16 protein-coding genes and 3 pseudogenes are annotated in these 16,877 nt (G+C 33.4%); all 19 read right to left on the reverse strand.

The genetic code is table 11. The features are described 5' to 3' along the window. Positions 1-20: 20 nt before the first annotated feature. On the reverse strand, positions 21-500 hold the full coding sequence (locus tag FOT98_RS20185; protein ID WP_063259429.1) for a MarR family winged helix-turn-helix transcriptional regulator: 480 nt from the start codon (positions 498-500) through the stop codon (positions 21-23). A 307-nt stretch (positions 501-807) separates the two neighbouring features. Beyond that, the gene (locus FOT98_RS20190; RefSeq protein WP_063259428.1) at positions 808-2,562 is read right to left on the reverse strand and encodes an adenine deaminase C-terminal domain-containing protein; all 1,755 of its coding nucleotides are present in this window, start codon (positions 2,560-2,562) and stop codon (positions 808-810) included. A 286-nt stretch (positions 2,563-2,848) separates the two neighbouring features. Next, positions 2,849-4,015 (reverse strand): serine hydrolase domain-containing protein, encoded by a 1,167-nt coding sequence (locus tag FOT98_RS20195; protein ID WP_063259427.1) that lies wholly within the window; start codon positions 4,013-4,015, stop codon positions 2,849-2,851. Positions 4,016-4,247: 232 nt separating this feature from the next. Next, positions 4,248-4,754, reverse strand: a complete 507-nt coding sequence (locus tag FOT98_RS20200) for a DUF3902 family protein (protein ID WP_000805743.1) — start codon at positions 4,752-4,754, stop codon at positions 4,248-4,250. Between the two features lie 257 nt (positions 4,755-5,011). Further along, entirely contained in the window at positions 5,012-5,737 is a 726-nt protein-coding gene (locus tag FOT98_RS20205) for a hypothetical protein (RefSeq protein WP_063259426.1), read from the reverse strand. A gap of 15 nt (positions 5,738-5,752) precedes the next feature. Next, on the reverse strand, positions 5,753-6,862 hold the full coding sequence (locus FOT98_RS20210) for a DUF58 domain-containing protein (RefSeq protein ID WP_063259425.1): 1,110 nt from the start codon (positions 6,860-6,862) through the stop codon (positions 5,753-5,755). Beyond that, positions 6,859-7,791 (reverse strand): AAA family ATPase, encoded by a 933-nt coding sequence (locus FOT98_RS20215; protein WP_063259424.1) that lies wholly within the window; start codon positions 7,789-7,791, stop codon positions 6,859-6,861. Before FOT98_RS20215 ends, FOT98_RS20210 begins: the two co-directional genes overlap by 4 nt. A 210-nt stretch (positions 7,792-8,001) precedes the next feature. Then, positions 8,002-8,304: pseudogene (locus tag FOT98_RS20220) on the reverse strand (immunity protein Imm33 domain-containing protein); the annotation flags it as partial. Positions 8,305-8,326: 22 nt separating this feature from the next. Further along, a complete protein-coding gene (locus FOT98_RS20225) occupies positions 8,327-9,169 on the reverse strand; it encodes a hypothetical protein (protein WP_063259423.1) in 843 nt (280 codons plus the stop codon). A gap of 132 nt (positions 9,170-9,301) precedes the next feature. After that, positions 9,302-10,549 carry a PoNi-like cognate immunity protein gene (locus FOT98_RS20230; protein WP_063259422.1) on the reverse strand — a complete coding sequence of 416 codons (1,248 nt, stop codon included), beginning with the start codon at positions 10,547-10,549 and terminating at the stop codon, positions 9,302-9,304. Between the two features lie 27 nt (positions 10,550-10,576). After that, positions 10,577-11,104: pseudogene (locus tag FOT98_RS20235) on the reverse strand (cytoplasmic protein); the annotation flags it as partial. 329 nt (positions 11,105-11,433) lie between these two features. Next, a complete protein-coding gene (locus tag FOT98_RS20240; protein WP_000656836.1) occupies positions 11,434-11,778 on the reverse strand; it encodes a hypothetical protein in 345 nt (114 codons plus the stop codon). A gap of 2 nt (positions 11,779-11,780) precedes the next feature. Next, positions 11,781-12,629, reverse strand: a pseudogene (locus FOT98_RS20245) (T7SS effector LXG polymorphic toxin); the annotation flags it as partial. A 227-nt stretch (positions 12,630-12,856) separates the two neighbouring features. Beyond that, a complete protein-coding gene (locus tag FOT98_RS20250; protein WP_063259420.1) occupies positions 12,857-13,324 on the reverse strand; it encodes an Imm30 family immunity protein in 468 nt (155 codons plus the stop codon). Between the two features lie 13 nt (positions 13,325-13,337). After that, positions 13,338-14,852, reverse strand: coding sequence for a T7SS effector LXG polymorphic toxin (locus FOT98_RS33285; protein ID WP_313902284.1), 1,515 nt, complete (start codon positions 14,850-14,852; stop codon positions 13,338-13,340). Further along, entirely contained in the window at positions 14,849-15,211 is a 363-nt protein-coding gene (locus FOT98_RS20260) for a DUF3958 family protein (protein ID WP_063259419.1), read from the reverse strand. The genes FOT98_RS33285 and FOT98_RS20260 overlap by 4 nt, the downstream gene beginning before the upstream one ends. A 40-nt stretch (positions 15,212-15,251) precedes the next feature. Beyond that, positions 15,252-15,527 (reverse strand): TIGR04197 family type VII secretion effector, encoded by a 276-nt coding sequence (locus tag FOT98_RS20265; protein WP_061676914.1) that lies wholly within the window; start codon positions 15,525-15,527, stop codon positions 15,252-15,254. 213 nt (positions 15,528-15,740) lie between these two features. Then, the gene (locus tag FOT98_RS20270; RefSeq protein ID WP_063259418.1) at positions 15,741-16,034 is read right to left on the reverse strand and encodes a putative quinol monooxygenase; all 294 of its coding nucleotides are present in this window, start codon (positions 16,032-16,034) and stop codon (positions 15,741-15,743) included. Positions 16,035-16,078: 44 nt separating this feature from the next. Then, positions 16,079-16,717 carry a nitroreductase family protein gene (locus tag FOT98_RS20275; RefSeq protein WP_000185378.1) on the reverse strand — a complete coding sequence of 213 codons (639 nt, stop codon included), beginning with the start codon at positions 16,715-16,717 and terminating at the stop codon, positions 16,079-16,081. Positions 16,718-16,877: the final 160 nt, after the last annotated feature.

Consider the following 16,877-nt stretch of genomic DNA (forward strand, 5'->3'; position numbering starts at 1 on the left):
TAGAGTAATAACATTCTTTGTTACTCCTCCGTATTCTCATTACTTTGTTTCATAATCGTATGAGAAAGATGTTCTAAATTATGGGCTAAGCGTTTAAAAACTTCGATCTGCAATTGTAATTCTTCTGGTGAAAATCCATCAAATAAAACAGACATAAAGCTCGTTCTTATATTATGATTTCGCTTTATAAATTTCAGGCCATTTTCAGTAATATCAAGTAAAACGATTCGTCTATCTTCCTGATGACGCTTCCGAATAGCCAATCCTTTCTCTTCCAACTTATCGCATAATGCTGTAATCGCTCCTGATGTCAAATCAAGTTCTTCTGCTAAATCAGTTAGACGTTGCTCACCATCTTGAATAATTTTGTTTAATATTAAGAAGCCTGGCAACATAATACCTTCAATCTTAATTTTGTCGCGTTCCTTCACAAATTTACGGACCAGTTTACGAAACAACCAATCTGTTTCTTCAATTAATGTTGGCATCGTTTTGTTCATATCTCCTCCGCTCCTTGCTCTATGAATAATACAAAAAGGCACGAACACATTTCAAAATTACGAAATGTATACGTGCCTTTGGTTATCCAATCAGCTATTCAAATTGTTTTAGCATTAAAATAATGAGTGGTAAAATAAGTAATATCCACATATTAATCCACTAATACCTATCTGTCAAGTTGGTTTTAAAAATATTTTTTCCTGTTAATATTTTTGAGCTTATTTATATGTAACTCCATTCATAACAATACCCTTAAAATATAAAACTCCCCCACTTTACATAACTACTAGAGCGAGGGAGTTCCTTCTAAAATTGCTTTATTAAATTCACCGGTGAGTCCAGTACCCTACTATTTTTCACATCATATAGCCCTATAGGTGTTACCCGTATAAAAGGCAAGTGCGTCGCAGAAAAGAACAAAATGGTAAATGCCGGATCGTCATACGCGTAACCACGCTCTTGTAGTAATTTCACCATCTGTTTCTCTTCCTGTATTAATTCATTCATTTTCAAATTAGACATAATCCCGAGCAATGGTAATGCGATTTCGTGTAATACTTCATTCTTTTCAGCTATTACTATTCCCCCGCCAAGCTCTTTTACTCTATGAAAAGCTGTAAGCATATCTTCTTTATTTTTTCCAATAAGAATGATATCTCCGGTACCAGAATACGAGCTAGCAAGACCTCCTAATTCTTTAGCAAAGCCTTTGACAACTGTATTCACTCGCCAAGTACCGTCACGAGCAATCATCATAAGAAAACACTCATCATGATCTAGAGAAAGTTCATCACGGTTTAAATCAATTTCAGTCGTGTATGGTTTAGTTATAACGTTATTTAATAATTGTATACCCACTTTTCGAGAAAAAATCATATCCTCTTTTTCTATAGACCAGTTTAATAATAATGGTGTTACTTTGAATTGACTCCATTCTATTCGTACTGATTCATTATTGTTTATTCCGTCACGCTTCACCCATTTTCCTTTTGCAATTACACTTATTGGAACCGGGTTTTCTTTACTTTCCAAAATATTTATATTAGCAATTCTACCTGTCGCAATTGAACCGTGTAGATGCTCCATATTGTAATAACGAGCGATATTATAGCTTGCCATATGATAAGCATCTATTATTGGCACTCCTTGTTTTATCGCAGTTGATATCATTACGTTTGTCATTCCATTTTCATAAAATGAAGGATGTGAGCCGTCTGTAGTAAGAATGAATCTATCAAACTGTTTTACTCCTAGTTCCAACAATTCTTTCAGTAACACTTCTAAATCTGGGCGGATTGAAGAATTTCTTAAGGAAACCGTGTAACCTTGCATAAGACGAGCAAAAGCTTCCTGCCCTGTCATCGCCTCATGATCACAATCTGCACCTAACAGTTTTAACTTCGCTAAAGTCGTTTCAGATGCTCCTGGAAAATGCCCTTCCACTTTTTTATGTAATCGTTTCGTTTCCTGCACCCAATGTAACATTTCATCATCGCCATGTAATAACTTTGGCCACGCTGTTAGCTCACCGCCTTGAAGAACTGCTTTATGCTTTAGCCACTCTATTATTTCTTCACGATTAAATAAAGATTCCCCGTTTTGCAATTCAGTCTGTCCATCAAAACGACACCACCAATACATACTTGCTGGAATCTTTTCAAATTCATCTAATAAACGAAATGCTTCTTCACGTTGTAATGTGAAAAATAAAGTTAAATTATCATTAATAAAAGTCGTCGTCCCAAACTGCATCGCATAATTTGCTAACGTTTCAGGATTATATAATTGATATGGATGTGCATGTTGTTCTATGTAGCCAGGAACTACATACTTTTCATCACAATCAATGACTTCGCATTCTTGTAGTTGCGCTGGTAGTTTTTCTCCTACATAAATAATGCGATCATCATAGATCCAAATATTTGCTTGTACCCACTCGCGCATATAGGAATTTAAATAAGTTGCATTTTTAATTAAAATGTGCGGACTTCTTTTGCCATCTATTACTTCAACATGTTCTCTTAATTGCTTGTTACTCCATCTAAACTGATTTTCTCCCAATGAATTTCACTCCACATCAATTTACTTTTATTTATTAAAATAAAAACAATTAACTAACTAAAGTATTCTCCATTCATAACTCCCCTGTATAACCCCTATACCCTTCATTATATGGAACGATTGCAAAAATAACAATTTTCAAAATTCAAAACTTACTTCTTTGATTCTCAATAAAAAAGGATGTCGTGTAACTGACATCCTTTTTTATTGTTGAATTACTCTTGATGTTCTACTATGAATGTTAATACTGTCCTTTAAAGCAGGATTCCATTCACATTCTTTCCATCTATTTCTTAAATTCAACTTGCATCATTTTATCAAACTGTGTAAGAATATCAACCGGACCTAAAGAGTTAACATTGACAGCAAATGTATGCTTGCCTCCCATTACTCCGCCTGCAAAAGTCATAAACCCAGGAATTGATCCACCGTGACCCCATACTGAGGCACCATTTGGAAGTTTAGTTTCATAGATTCCAAGACCATATCCATCACCAACCCCTTTTCCTTCTACAGGAACTGTAGTAAGCATTTCTTTTAGCTCGCGTTCTTTTAATAACTTACCACCGAGTAAAAATGAAAAGAACTTATTTAAATCGTCTGCATCTGAAATCATATCTCCCGCTGCATTAGCTAAACTCGGATTATAATACGTCATGTCTTTCAATTCACTTGTTTCGTCAATTTTCATATACCCTCGAGCATGATTCTTACCTGGAATAACGGGTGAATTCCCTGGTAAAAACGTATTTGATAGATCCAAAGGTTCAATAATGCGCTTTTCGATTTCTTCTGCGTAACTATTACCCGTTATTTTTTCAATAAGCATTCCTAGTATTACGTATCCTGTGTTTGAATACGACCAACCTTTACCTGGCGAAAAATCTGGGGGTAGAGCAAGTCCTATCTTTACTATTTCTTCTGCTGTATACGTTTTTTTCGAATTCATAATATCAGCGTCTTTTGACATTAAATAATTAGCTATACCACTCGTATGATTCAAAAGTTGACGTATCGTAATTTGATTGCCATCATAACCATTTCCTTGAATGAGGCCGGGCAGCCACTTTTCAATCGAATCGTCAAGCTGCACACGATTTTCTCCTACTAATTGAAGAACAGTCGTAGCAGTAAAAGTCTTCGTCACGCTACCAATCCGAAAACGATAATCCGATTTCATTGGTTTCTTACTATTTAAATCCGCCAAACCAGCATTATAACTACTAATTTTCCCGTTATTATACGTCTTAGCTAATACCCCTGGCGCTCCAATTTGGATTGTTTCCTGCATGACTTGTTTCCAACCATTCCGATTCTTTTGGTCATGTGCTTCTGATGAATTAGAAATATTTTGAATAGACTCTGCTTTCACAGTAAAACCGGGTGTGAATAAAGTAGTACCCGCTAATAAAACTGCCAAACTTGCTAACTTAATGGAATAACATTTTTTCATAAGGCTTTCTCTCCTCTATTCATATCGTATTGATTCAAGCTATACTTTCATCCTAAATGATAAAACTCTCTTTTTTCTTATCCATTCCTTACGAAATACTTACTTTCAAAATTAGACGCCCAGATGAGAAAAAGTAATGTATGAAAATAAAAAAAGAACGAGTTTTCAATTTATGAAAACTCGTTCTTTTACATATTTAAAACCCTATATCAACTTTTTAGTTCATTTACTTTTACCATCCTGCACTAGCGTTCATGCCATTCCCGATAATAGTAAGTATTAATGGCCACAGCACTGGTGCTAACGTAAGAAATAGATTAAGCAGTATAAGTATTCTATATCTCCCAGGAATATTATAATTTTTACGATTAACAAATAATACAAAAACTAATAATATTATGGTCGTTACAAATAAAAGTAACACTAACAACCAATACCAAACCATTAAACTGAGACTCCATGGCTGTAATAGCTCGTGTACAATACCAAAGGTGATTCCCAATACTGCAAAACTAAAGGTAGTAACTGTTGCTTTGATAAACAATTTACTCCATTTTTTATCGTATGTATACTTACAATATAAATCTATTAACGTGTATAAAGATAAAAAGGCCATGAATACACCTACCCAAGACAATAACCAGTCTCCGCCTCCTCTAACTAACATAAACAGAAACCAACACATCCCTGCTGCAGAAAAAATAAAGGAAAGGAGTATGTTTTTCAATACCGGTTTCATTCTATTTTCACACCCTTACAAAAATTTGAATATAAATTATATTTTTTTATTTACATGCTATCCGTAATTGGTTCATCTCTTTTTCATTCTATATTGATGAAGTGAAGATAACCTCAAAAAAAATTCAACGAGCAATACTCTTCTAAGACAACCTTTTCCATTGGTAGAGATATAAAAAAGTAAGTATACATTACCATGTAATTAAATATAAGTAAATGAAATTAATTTACAGTTAATTTCATTTACTTATATTAATGTCACGCTTCCCCGTCTCGCTCTATCCATCGTACAATCTTCTCTACATCTAACTCAGTATACGTCTTTTCACCATATCGGACAGACTCATATATCGGAATAATATCTCTCGTTCTACAAATTCTACTTAACCATTGTTGCATCGTTTCATAGGACCTTCTCTGTTCGTGAAATGGTAAAGCTCTTTCCCATTCAACTAACGTTTTCCTTATCGTATCTTTAGGTAACGACTGTTCAAACTGACGCTTCACTTTCTTGTTCTTTTCGGTTCTATTCGTATTTTCCTTTTTTATCGATTGGTTATCCTGTTCTATTTCTGAGTTCGTTACCTTTTTCCTCATTAATTTATAAAATGCATATAGTACAACCACTGCAATAATTACATAAAAAACGACACTAATCCATGCATTTGAAAGAACAGAGAATATGTCTCCCCATGAACTTTTCCTTTCGAAACCTTTAAATTTTTTACCCGTTGTTGTCCTTTCACCATTATCTCCCACTTTTTCCTCTTCCAAAGGTGTTCCATAATCTTCAACCTTTTCGGCGTCTATAGTTTCCTTATAAATTTTTTCAGATTTCTTTTCACTAAAAAAACGCTCCTTTACTATGTCTTGCACATGCACAACACCTTGTGATAACGTTATCGCACTAATCGTAAAGAAAAGTATCATGAAAACTCTAATACTCCAAATCTTCACTTTCATATGTCGTCCTTTATTAGCCATGACATAAACCCCTTCTTATTCTTTTATTACAACCCATTTATTCGTTCTGCTGTATTTCCTTGGGGAAGTACCAAGAATTAAAGGAACTGCATCCAATTCTTTACGACGAAAACCTGCTGTGTAAAAATAAGTAGAAGATACAGGCGTATCTTGGTCCGATATTGAGGCAAGTACTTTTAATACATTTTGCAAATGTTTCCGGTTATGACCGTTCTTTATATGTAATAATCCATTATCTTTTACGCTATTGATCCATACTTCAAATGAGCAGTTTTGTATGAGCAATTGTTTACATATGCCTGCCGTTAATTCAATTAGTTCCTCTGTATCATTTCTCAAAGAAATGCCACTTTTATTTTGCAAGTTGAGATATATCGCATATTTATCTGATTGTGTTCGCTCGTACTTTTTCGCAGTTATCACCCCTGTTTTCGCTGTCGCACTCCAGTGGATGGAACGAAAATCTTCATTTTCATACGACTTCACTCCCATTACTTTCGTTTCATCATATAAGGGTGATGACATCGCTTTTCGAAATCCTCGTGACCATTCTTGTAATTCAGGAACTTGCATTTTCGGAACAGCTGGTAAAACTAAATAGGACGGCGTTTCAACTTGTTTATATGTTATATGGTTCGTTATGAATCCAAAGGGATCAATAATGACAATTTCTACTTCTTCCCATTTCGCAATTCCTCTTTTTACAGCTACAGCTTGCAAATCAAATGAAACTGACTCTCTTCCTTTTAAATGTAAATTCATATAATAATTTGAACCTGTATTCGTATTTTTGTTTATTTCATCATGATTCCAAGTTAGCTTGTTTTCACATTTAAATCGAAATACGATATTGAAAATAGGAAATATCGACTTATTTGAAATTTTCATTTTGCACATATTCGTTTCACCTATAAAAACGTTTGAATTTCCTTGGCTATATTCCCATTCAACACGAGATACTTTACGTATGTATACATGCATAGCACCTATTAAAATTACATACAAAAATACGAGAGATAAAAACAGTAGATTACTTGAAAATACACATAAAATAATGGCTACAACTGACATAACTCCCATTACGAAAGGCTCCGCTAATGGTGTATACACAAGCTGTTGATTCATCGTATATTCTCCACTGGTACATTAATCGTATGAAGAATTTCTTTCATGATTTGTTCTTTCGTCGTTTTCATCTCCCCTTCAATCGTTAACGTTAGACGATGAGCACAAACGGATGCAGCAAGCGTCTTAATATCATCTGGCGTACAATAATCTCTTTCATTTAATATTGCCCGTGCTTGAATCGCTCTCATAAATGCCAACGTCCCCCGCGGGCTCACACCAATTTCAATTAGCTCATGCTTACGCGTTGCCTCAATGATTTCAAGAAGATAATCTTGCACATCATTTCCTACTAGCACTTCTCTTGCACGTTTTTGCACTGTAATAATTTCTTCAGTTGAAATAATTGAATGTAACGTTTCTAACGGATCATTTGTTTGAAAACGATTCATCATCTCCTTTTCTGCTTCTCTCGTAGGATAGCCTTGACGTATAGTTAGTAAAAAACGGTCTAGTTGAGCATCAGGTAAAGGAAATGTACCAGCGGATTCAAGAGGATTTTGCGTTGCAATTACTAAAAAAGGTTCTGGTAATGAATGTGTCTGTTTCGCAATCGTAACAGTACGTTCTTCCATCACTTCCAATAACGATGATTGTGTTCTCGGTACAGCACGATTAATTTCATCCACTACTACTATATTTGCAAAAATAGGCCCTAACCTCGTTTTAAATTCTGATTCCTTCACATCAAAATATTCGAGACCAATAACATCTCCAGGCAAAGTATCAGCTGTAAATTGTATTCTTTGAAACTTAGCGTCCACACTTTTAGCCAAACTTTTCGCTAATGTTGTTTTTCCCGTCCCAGGTACATCTTCTAACAAAATATGTCCTCTTGCTATAAGAGCTATAGCTGCAAGTTCAATCGCTTCATCTTTTCCTATAATCACTTTCGAAATATTGTCCGTAATTTTCTTTAATGTACTCATATATCAACCTACCACCTTTAAATTTTCTAAAAATTAAGAATACATGCTTTCCAAATTATAACATATGACACTAAGTTGAAACAGAGCAACAAGCAAACTTATATTTTTTCTTTACTCCACGTAAAAAAGCACCTATTGTCCTCCGTTAACAATAAAGTGCTTATCTCACGTGATTTTCATATTGGGCATTTGACACCTTATACACATTCATTATTTTACTATTTCACCCAAAATATCAACATCACATTCATTTAAAATCGCTTTCATTTTGTCCTTCTCAAATACTACTAAATAATTATACGGTAAGGCTAGCACTTGAATAATTGCAGGTTTCATTTTTAATAATTCGTAGGCGTATATGATTTTAAATTCTCCTGATACTTCTTCATTGATGGGACCTATATACCAACCTGAATCACCTTCATCACAACCACTAGATCTTTGCAAATAAACCGTTTCTTGTGGCAACATATTTTTCGCTATCACAATCTTATCGTTGAATTTCATTAATTTTCATTCTGTTTATATTCTCCTTCTATTTAACTAGTAACGCTTTATATAATCGTTCAGAGCGTTTCTCGATTTTATCATTGGCATTTCCCATAAATTCAAAAATTCTGCTTTGAACAATTTGATTTTTTTGAATTTCCGATAGTTTGCGGGCCTTTACTTTATTAAATGAATTTGGCAATGGGTATTCAAAACAATGTCCCTCCCATAACTCTAATTTATCATCAATAAAGTCTTGCATATAATAATCTGTTACGAAAGTATCGAAAGAACGGCCTAAAAAACTTTGTAGTGATATTAATGTTAAATCCCAATAATCTCTAGTTGCAATAGCACGCCCAACGTTTAATCCTTTAGGCAATAATGTCATATTTCCTATTGTATGTGTCACTGTAGCAAAACGCATAACATCGGGATGATTATTAATATTTTCATAATGATTAAACACCTTTTCAGACAATAACCATTCATACCTTAACAGATTTAAGGCATTTTTTTTAATTAATTTAGGCTTCACACCACGATTATTACAGAATGCATTAAAATCATTTTCCCAAAATGACTTATCACTTGATAGCAATAAAAGCCGGTACGTTTGATAAAAAGAATTCATAGTATCTAAATCTACATTGTTCAAGTTTTTATTTACATATATTTTAGAATATATATCTAAAACAAGATCACATCTATCACAGTCAAATTTTTCTTTTACTCTGTTTAAAACTCTTTCTTGATAATCTTTTTTGTACAAAATAAATTTTTTTACAGAATGTAATTCTTTTTGCACTTCAAATGATGGTGAAAGGTTTTTAATATCAAAGTGAATTACTTCATTTTTATCTAGTTTAATAAAATCTGCCAATCTCAATTCAACAGCCTTCTTTCCCTTTACTTTTTAGTAACTATACGCTCTTTTTTCTCAAACGCATGCATTTTTTTCAATTAACTAGTAAAATGTATTCTAACATTACATATGATGACAACCATTTCAATTTATTCGTTATAGAACTTCCTCTACATCGACACTCTCTATCTTCACTTCATACATATTTGGGATGTTTGCTTCTTTTGGTACCCATGCATAATAATTTTGATCATTTTCTAATATAAATTGAACTAACTTTGTTTCTGATTCATTCCAGAAATTTTTAAGATTATCAATGTAGTCTTCTAAATCTTCTTTATAGTCCAGTTGTAATATATAATCTCTTACCGTCAGAACAAACACAATTAAACTTCCTAATAGATTTTTTTGCTCATTTTCTTCTTCATACTCTTGTGGTAAGAACCACACTTGACCTATTCCTATCGTTTTTTTGTATTTTTCATAAAAACTACTATCATCCATATTCTCATAGTCATGAATCAATTCATTGACCAATGAATGCCATTGTGGCGGAATAATATTTTCCAATGCAGGATTATGTTCAATTCCTTCTACTATATCCTCGATTTCTTCTGTCTCATCTTCATAGTGATATTCACTTAGGTCTATATGCTTAAATTTCATTTCATTTTTATAATGTGCCAAATCATATGGATAATGGTTATTACCTTTTAAACTCGTATCATCAATTTCGAGTATCTTTACTAGTGCAGCTGTTTCAAAACTCCAATATCCTACATATCCAGGTTCTTTATGAGCATTTTTCCATTCATAATCATAATGGCCTTTAAACCATTCTTTCTCCATATACGTTTGTAATCTTTTAGGCGCTTCTTTTTTATCTGTTTGTGCAAGTTCTATAATCTCTCTCGTTTTTGCATATGGATTTTCTTTATAATATCTGTTCGTCATTTTTGTGTATCCGATATCACTAGCGCATAAGAGGAAATCGATTACTGCGTCGTTCATATTTTTTTTATCAACTATCTTTTTTAATCTTTCTATATTCTTTTTATCCGTTTCTAACAAAATTCCTAAGGAAATCATCCAAATCAGACTTAAATATCCAATTTCCCTACTTCCTGTATTCTCTAAATCATAAATTGCATTATGAAAATCTTCTTCTATTACACTAACATCTTCCCCTAAAGAATACTTTGCCCTAATATCCTCCATCTCATATCTAAAATTGGCTAGATATGTCCCTTCTATAATACTCTTATTATCTTTAGAATATCTTTGAATTCCATTTTTAGTATCTTCTTCTAAACTTTTAATATCTTCTCTATTTTCCTCTATAAACTCTTTATGATATTCAATTCCTTCTCTACACTTTTCTTCTATACATAAATAATCTCTCATTCCATTCAATTCCTCCTAGCTTCTAAATTATGGCCATTCTCCAACGATGTTACCCTTTGCATCTATCTTAAATGTTTTAACCTTTCCGCTACTATCGACTTTTGAAAATACTCTTTCTACCTTATCTCTCTCCAACGCTTTTGTAATCTTATCTGCTAATTTGTTATCTCCATCAACAGCTTTCAATATTCTACTTTTTTCAGTATTCAGACCTGTCAACCAACCATCTGACATTTGTCGTCCATCTTTAGTTTTTCCTAATTGTGAACTACCAAACTTTGCTTCATCAATAACATATTTGATCTTTGAATTTGGATTTGCATTTTTGTATAATCCATCAATTCCTTTTACTATTTTATCATTTATGCCTGATGGTGCACTTTTTCCGACTGGCTTTAAATCAAATCCAGCTTCTTTTAAACTTTGATTATTCAATAAATTGTCACTAGATTTTATTTCACCATAATTCCCTTTTTGCTTATTTGTAGCTGTTTTTGCATCAAAATTATCTACATTTGTATTTTTGTTACTGCTAGGTTTACCGTTAGCCGTATCCTAAGTATCATCCTTAGCCCCTTTAACTCAACCAATTTCTTCCTAAAGCTTTGAAATCTTACTTTGAGTATAGGCTTTCGTGTCTTTATGACTTAGGGTGATTGCCTCTTCAAATATTAACTACTATAATTACAAGTAAATTAAAACAAACTTAAAAGGAATGAATTCTTTACTATACAGAATTCATTCCTCACTAGTTGCTTAAAATATTTATCTAACTCTTTAGTTTCAATTCACATTCAATGTCCCCTAAACATACATTAAATTTAAATTTCCCTCCATATTTTTAAATTCCTAAAAATGATGGAAAGCTAGCATACCCTGCAAGCTTATGCTGAATACCACTCTTCCGTAGAAAAATTATCAGCATTTGAATTTCCTTCTAACTCCCATTCGCTAATAAAATTAATTATTTCTCCTAAAATTAGATTTATATCATGATTTTTTATAATCAAACCTCTATGATTATTCCAAGTCAAATCAATTTCGATATTTATATTCAACTCATCCTCACATTTACTTAAAAAGTCATTCATTACTAAGGTAAAACATAAATTTACAAAATTATCAGAAACCCAAATTACGGATGAATCATCATTAACCTTCTCTATTCTAAATCTTAAATTATTGTATGCAATCCACTTTATATTACCTTGTATTTTTTCTTCTTTCATAATTATTTTCCTCCCATACTATGAAATAATCCTGTCAAGACATCCATTGCTGGATTTGTTTTTAAACTGCCATATATCACATCTTCCCATGAACCATACTTTTTATAAAGTTGTTCAGGTGTAGGTCCTTCTGCCCTGCCATATTCAAGAATATTTCTTTCTTTCATTGCATTCAATCCATCAAAATTATTAGATTTTATATACGTTTCCATTCTTCCTTGATTTCGCTCTTCAACTTTCAATCTAGCAATTTCCTCCATAGATAGCCCATCATTTTGAAGATTTTTAATATCTTGTTCTAGTTGTATTCTTTTTTGTTGTATTTTTTCATGATACTTTATTCTTTCGCTTCTTGCATAAGCAACTTCATCACCATTTGTCCAGTCTACCCCAAACTTATTTAAGGCAGATTCCTTCTTAGGTGAATATCCATATACAGCTTCAGTATTTCCCTCAATCTCCTTTGCTATCTTAGGATTATCTAATGGATTTCGAAGTTTAGAATTTATTTCTCTTCTGGTACCACCAGCCTCGACTATATCATCAAGATAATTGCTTACAGTTTTACCCGTACCCTTACCACCATCTTTAGACTTCGCAAACTTATAATAAGCTTCTATTAATTCACCTTGAGGTATTTTGGTTACAATAGTTCCACCAACACTAGAGAAAGCATGGGAAGCCTCTCTCTTAAATGATTGTAACATTTCAAGCGTTGGCTTCAATTCTTTTGCTAGTTTTACTGCATTAGCAAATGTACTTACTCCACTTGATGCTTTTGCTCCTTTTGTGATATGGCCTACTTTATTTAGTGCCTTATCACCTAATATTGTGGTAGCTATTTGTGTTAATCTCAGGAGTAATATAATATTTGTTTTAAAATGGTAGAAAAAGAAATCAACACTTATGAATTGTAGTTTCATTTAATAGATAACTATTATTCTGTAAGTTTTGTCGCTATATTTGAATATCAATTTACTATTATAAGTTTTGATTTACATGTGAAATTTTCAAAAAGTAAAACCTTTTAGTTTACTAAAAAACCTTGAAAGGCATTTAGCCAGTCAAGGTTTTTAACTTACTTTAAAAAATCTAATATTGAATTTACACTTTCTTCAAAACGACTTGGGTTTCTTTCTTTAATACTAGTTAATTGAGAAACAACATATTTCTGAATATCATTGTTTAATGTAGGGATGATTTTTTTATAAATATTCCTCGATGGTTCATGATTCAATATTCTTTTGTGAAGTATCTTTAACCATTCCTTAGCATGAGGAATCATTTTAGGAATAGAATTAGCTAACACTTTCAGCGAAACTTCAGAACTAACAATCTTGTCATACGACTCTATAGCATGAATTAAACCAAACATTACTTCATCATTTTCAGTTAAATCATCAAAGCCTTGACACAATACTTCTATATTGTTAACATCCTCCATTTCTAAAATATTCCCAATAGATTTTTCAAATTTTTCTACTTCATTCTCATCTCTTAATAAACGACTATTCTTTAATTCGGTAAGTTCGACTAAAATGTCCAACTTTCCCCACCTCCTATTGTCTGTCAAAAATATTTGGGTACTTTGTTTTATTTAATTTTATTACTTCCAATAGTCCTGAACGTATCTCAGGAGTGTAAAGTCCTTCTTTTATATAAATATTCCTTGCATCAATTATATCACGTGCTAAAGCGTCACGTGGTTCAAGGTTAAGATAGGCATCTAATTTCTTACCAGTCATTCCGTATGTTTCAGTTTGACGGTGCCTGCCCCCTTTCCCTGGATGAGGGTGCTCCATATTCATACTTACTCCATCATTTTTATGTACCTCTGCTTTTGTTTTCATATATTTTGCAGACGGCATATGGTGAGGAGTTATATTGTCTCCACGTGTTCCTGCATCAATTAATTCTTCATATGTTCCAACTTTCCCTTCACCTGGTAGTAAAGGATTATCTATCCCCTTAGCAACACCCGCACTCCCAGACGTTGCTTTCTTCACATCTCCAACCTTTTTTAAATCATGAAGTTTATCAACTATTTTTACACCTTTCCCATATGGAGTCATCATCCCAACTGCTAGGAGTTTTTCCCCATAGGTAGCTTCTGGGTCAAAGAGTGTGAAAAGATCACCAAAGAGAAAATCGAATCCAAACTTCGCCAAACCGATTAAAAAAGGATCGAGTTCTGGCTTTCTACCACCGACTGGCTGACCAAAAATGTTATGCTCCATTTCATAATCATCGGTTTCAACTTGGAAATCCTCACCTATATTCCCTTTTATTGTACCATTTTTAATTCCTTCAAGGTATTTTTGTGTCGCTTGTATCTCTTCTTTTGTAAATCTATTATTGATAGATTGATTTTCGCTGCTTATTCCTTCAATGTCGTTATACACATTGTGCTCTAAATCTACACTTTTTCCAATACCATTGCCAGATTTCCGTATTTTCTCTTCTATAATTATTTGAATTTGCTTTGCCCATTCCATATTTAACTTTTCACTATGAAACGTCCCACTCACAGGACTAAATCCTTTCCCGCTTTGCACTTCAGCGAGTCCGGCTGTGATGCTAGCGACTAATTGGAGGGCGGTGCTGTAGTTGTTGCTGGATGAATGATTGAATTCATATAGACGCTCTAGTTTTTCTTCTAGTTTTTTTCTCATTGCAATTAAGACTGCAATAATTGCGTCTACTCCAGGCATTGGTGTAAGTACTTCTATTGCTTCTATACTTGCAATGGATTGATTGATTTCTTGTATTTGTTGTCTTATTTCATGTTCGATAACATCTGTTGAAGCAACTTTTGCTTGAAAATCGTTTAAAAATGCTTCGTTTTGGCGAATTAATTCTTCACATAAGCATATGATTCCTTGCGCTAATGGCCGGAATGTTTGGACAAGATAGGCTTTTGCACTACTGTATGTTTGTCCTTGTAATACTGTGTCTATCGCAAAGGCATCAATAGATTGAATGGCTTGTTCCATACTTTGAATCGTAGCATTACATATAGCGTTCATACTTTGAGTTTGACTTTGTACTTCTCCCAAATACATGTTTAAACTCATGTATTGGCCTCTCTTTGTAGTTGCTGCTGTTCATAGGAAAGGTCGTTTTCTTTCTCGCTGAGATGCCGTTTTTCTTTAAGTAACGTCTCTTTTTCGTTTTCTAATTCGAATGTAAGTTTTCTTTCATACTGCCCGATCTCTTGCCGCATATTCGTAAAAAGGTGAAATGCTTCTTTGTCACCATACCAAGTTTCTAGTATTCGGTTAAATAAACGATTATTTCTATTTTTCCATTCATGAAAACTAGCCTCAGCTCGTTCTTGATTTTGCAGCGCGATTGGGTTTTCATTTTGTTCTTCAAATATAATTCGTAATTTTTGATTACATTGACTGATTCTCGTTTCAATTTCTTGACTCATCTTTTCTCCCTACCTTTTCCCCTTTACGTAGGTTGTTACATTATTGAAAAGTCTTTTGAAGTCCGGTATCCATTTTCTCAAATTCATTTGCTACGGAATGGATATTATCAATTGTTTGTTGAAAAGCAGCGCAAAACTGTTTCGTGATTTGTAAATTTTGTTGATTTGCTTCTTGTGCTTTGAAGTTCACAGATAGTGTAGTACGCGTTGCCTTATTTATAGTGCGACTAGTAGCACTTTGCATCCTATCTGAAGCATTTCTCATTTTCGTTGCAAGTTGCGTTGCCGTATGCAAATTACTTTGAAATTCTCCCATTACTTACTCCCCTCTACCATTTATTTACAAGAAAATTATAACACGTAAAAATTTTCCGATAAACCAAATATTCGAATTTAACATACAATTCATCGCCGTTACTAAAGATAAGAACAACACTTACCTTTCAACCTAACTGTGTCGGAAGTAGGTTCTACTTATACAAAAAAAGATGACCTCAGCTATACGCTAAAGTCATCTTTTTCTACCTTATTATTTCACTAACTCTCCATTATAAGCTTTTATATCTAGTGGAGCAGTTAAAAACTGTTTTACTTTACTAACGAAAGATGTGAAGTGTTCACTCGTATTATGACTCGCAACTGCCTCTGCATCTTTCCACACTTCTACCATCGTATATACATTTTCTTTTTCGGTATCTTTATATAAATCGTAAGATACATTTCCACTTTCTTCTCTTGAACTATGAATGAGCGGACTAATTTCTCCTAAAAATGATTGTTGTTTTGCTGGATCTACTTGAAATATTGCGTGAATAATAATCATGGTGTTTCCCCTCTCATATCTCACTTATTTCTGTATTTATAAAATTACTTCCACTCAGCAACTTTTTCAACTGGAAGACGTACTGATTGGTAACCACTGTCAGCAGCTTTTCCGATTGAAATTAACATAACTGGTACGTGACGTTCTTTATCTAATCCGAATGCTTCTGCGATTTGGTCTTTTTCAAATCCACCAATTGGGCAAGTGTCATAACCGTGAGCACGAGCAGCTAACATAAATTGCATCGCTACAAGTCCACCATCAATTAAAACAGTATCTTTCATTACTTCTGGTGTAACCATTGAGAAGTAACCTGAAAGTTTTTTCATTTGATCTTCTTTTACTTCTGCTGGCATTAAACCGCGCTCTACTGCTGTACCGTAAATTTCTTCTGCGTTATCAAAGTTGTTTAAATCACCAAATACAGCGATCATCGCTGAAGATGTTTCTACTTGTGATTGATTGAATTTTGCAAGTGGTGCAAGTGTCGCTTTCGCTTCATCACTTTCAATCACTAAAAATCTCCATGGTTGCATGTTTACTGAAGATGGTGCAAGTGTTGCTTCTGTAAGAATTTCTGTCATTTCTTCTTTGCTAATTTTCACTGAAGGGTCGTACTTACGAATTGAACGACGTCCTGTTAAAATTTCATTAAAATCATTTGTTTTTACTGAGTTAGTCATAGTTGAATTCTCCGATACGATAAACTTAACTAAATCTATACAAATTCAATCAAATTTACACGAGTTAGTGCTTCATCGTGTTCTCGCAACCCCGAAGGGACGAGGGGTATAACACTCCACACGAGGCAGTATCGTTACCTCCTATTATCAAGCATTTATT

This window comes from Bacillus sp. HY001 (genome assembly GCF_007558965.1).
GTDB lineage: Bacteria > Bacillota > Bacilli > Bacillales > Bacillaceae_G > Bacillus_A > Bacillus_A mobilis.

Excerpts from the sequence above, each read along its gene's own strand:
- FOT98_RS20195 (WP_063259427.1), bottom strand. The coding sequence starts at position 4,015 with ATGAAAAAATGTTATTCCATTAAGTTAGCAAGTTTGGCAGTTTTATTA.
- FOT98_RS33285 (WP_313902284.1), bottom strand. The coding sequence starts at position 14,852 with ATGAGTTTAAACATGTATTTGGGAGAAGTACAAAGTCAAACTCAAAGT.
- FOT98_RS20210 (WP_063259425.1), bottom strand. The coding sequence starts at position 6,862 with ATGAATCAACAGCTTGTGTATACACCATTAGCGGAGCCTTTCGTAATG.
- FOT98_RS20185 (WP_063259429.1), bottom strand. The coding sequence starts at position 500 with ATGAACAAAACGATGCCAACATTAATTGAAGAAACAGATTGGTTGTTT.
- FOT98_RS20275 (WP_000185378.1), bottom strand. The coding sequence starts at position 16,717 with ATGACTAACTCAGTAAAAACAAATGATTTTAATGAAATTTTAACAGGA.
- FOT98_RS20240 (WP_000656836.1), bottom strand. The coding sequence starts at position 11,778 with ATGAAAGAAGAAAAAATACAAGGTAATATAAAGTGGATTGCATACAAT.
- FOT98_RS20200 (WP_000805743.1), bottom strand. The coding sequence starts at position 4,754 with ATGAAACCGGTATTGAAAAACATACTCCTTTCCTTTATTTTTTCTGCA.
- FOT98_RS20265 (WP_061676914.1), bottom strand. The coding sequence starts at position 15,527 with ATGGGAGAATTTCAAAGTAATTTGCATACGGCAACGCAACTTGCAACG.
- FOT98_RS20205 (WP_063259426.1), bottom strand. The coding sequence starts at position 5,737 with ATGGCTAATAAAGGACGACATATGAAAGTGAAGATTTGGAGTATTAGA.
- FOT98_RS20270 (WP_063259418.1), bottom strand. The coding sequence starts at position 16,034 with ATGATTATTATTCACGCAATATTTCAAGTAGATCCAGCAAAACAACAA.
- FOT98_RS20260 (WP_063259419.1), bottom strand. The coding sequence starts at position 15,211 with ATGAGTCAAGAAATTGAAACGAGAATCAGTCAATGTAATCAAAAATTA.
- FOT98_RS20230 (WP_063259422.1), bottom strand. The coding sequence starts at position 10,549 with ATGAGAGATTATTTATGTATAGAAGAAAAGTGTAGAGAAGGAATTGAA.
- FOT98_RS20215 (WP_063259424.1), bottom strand. The coding sequence starts at position 7,791 with ATGAGTACATTAAAGAAAATTACGGACAATATTTCGAAAGTGATTATA.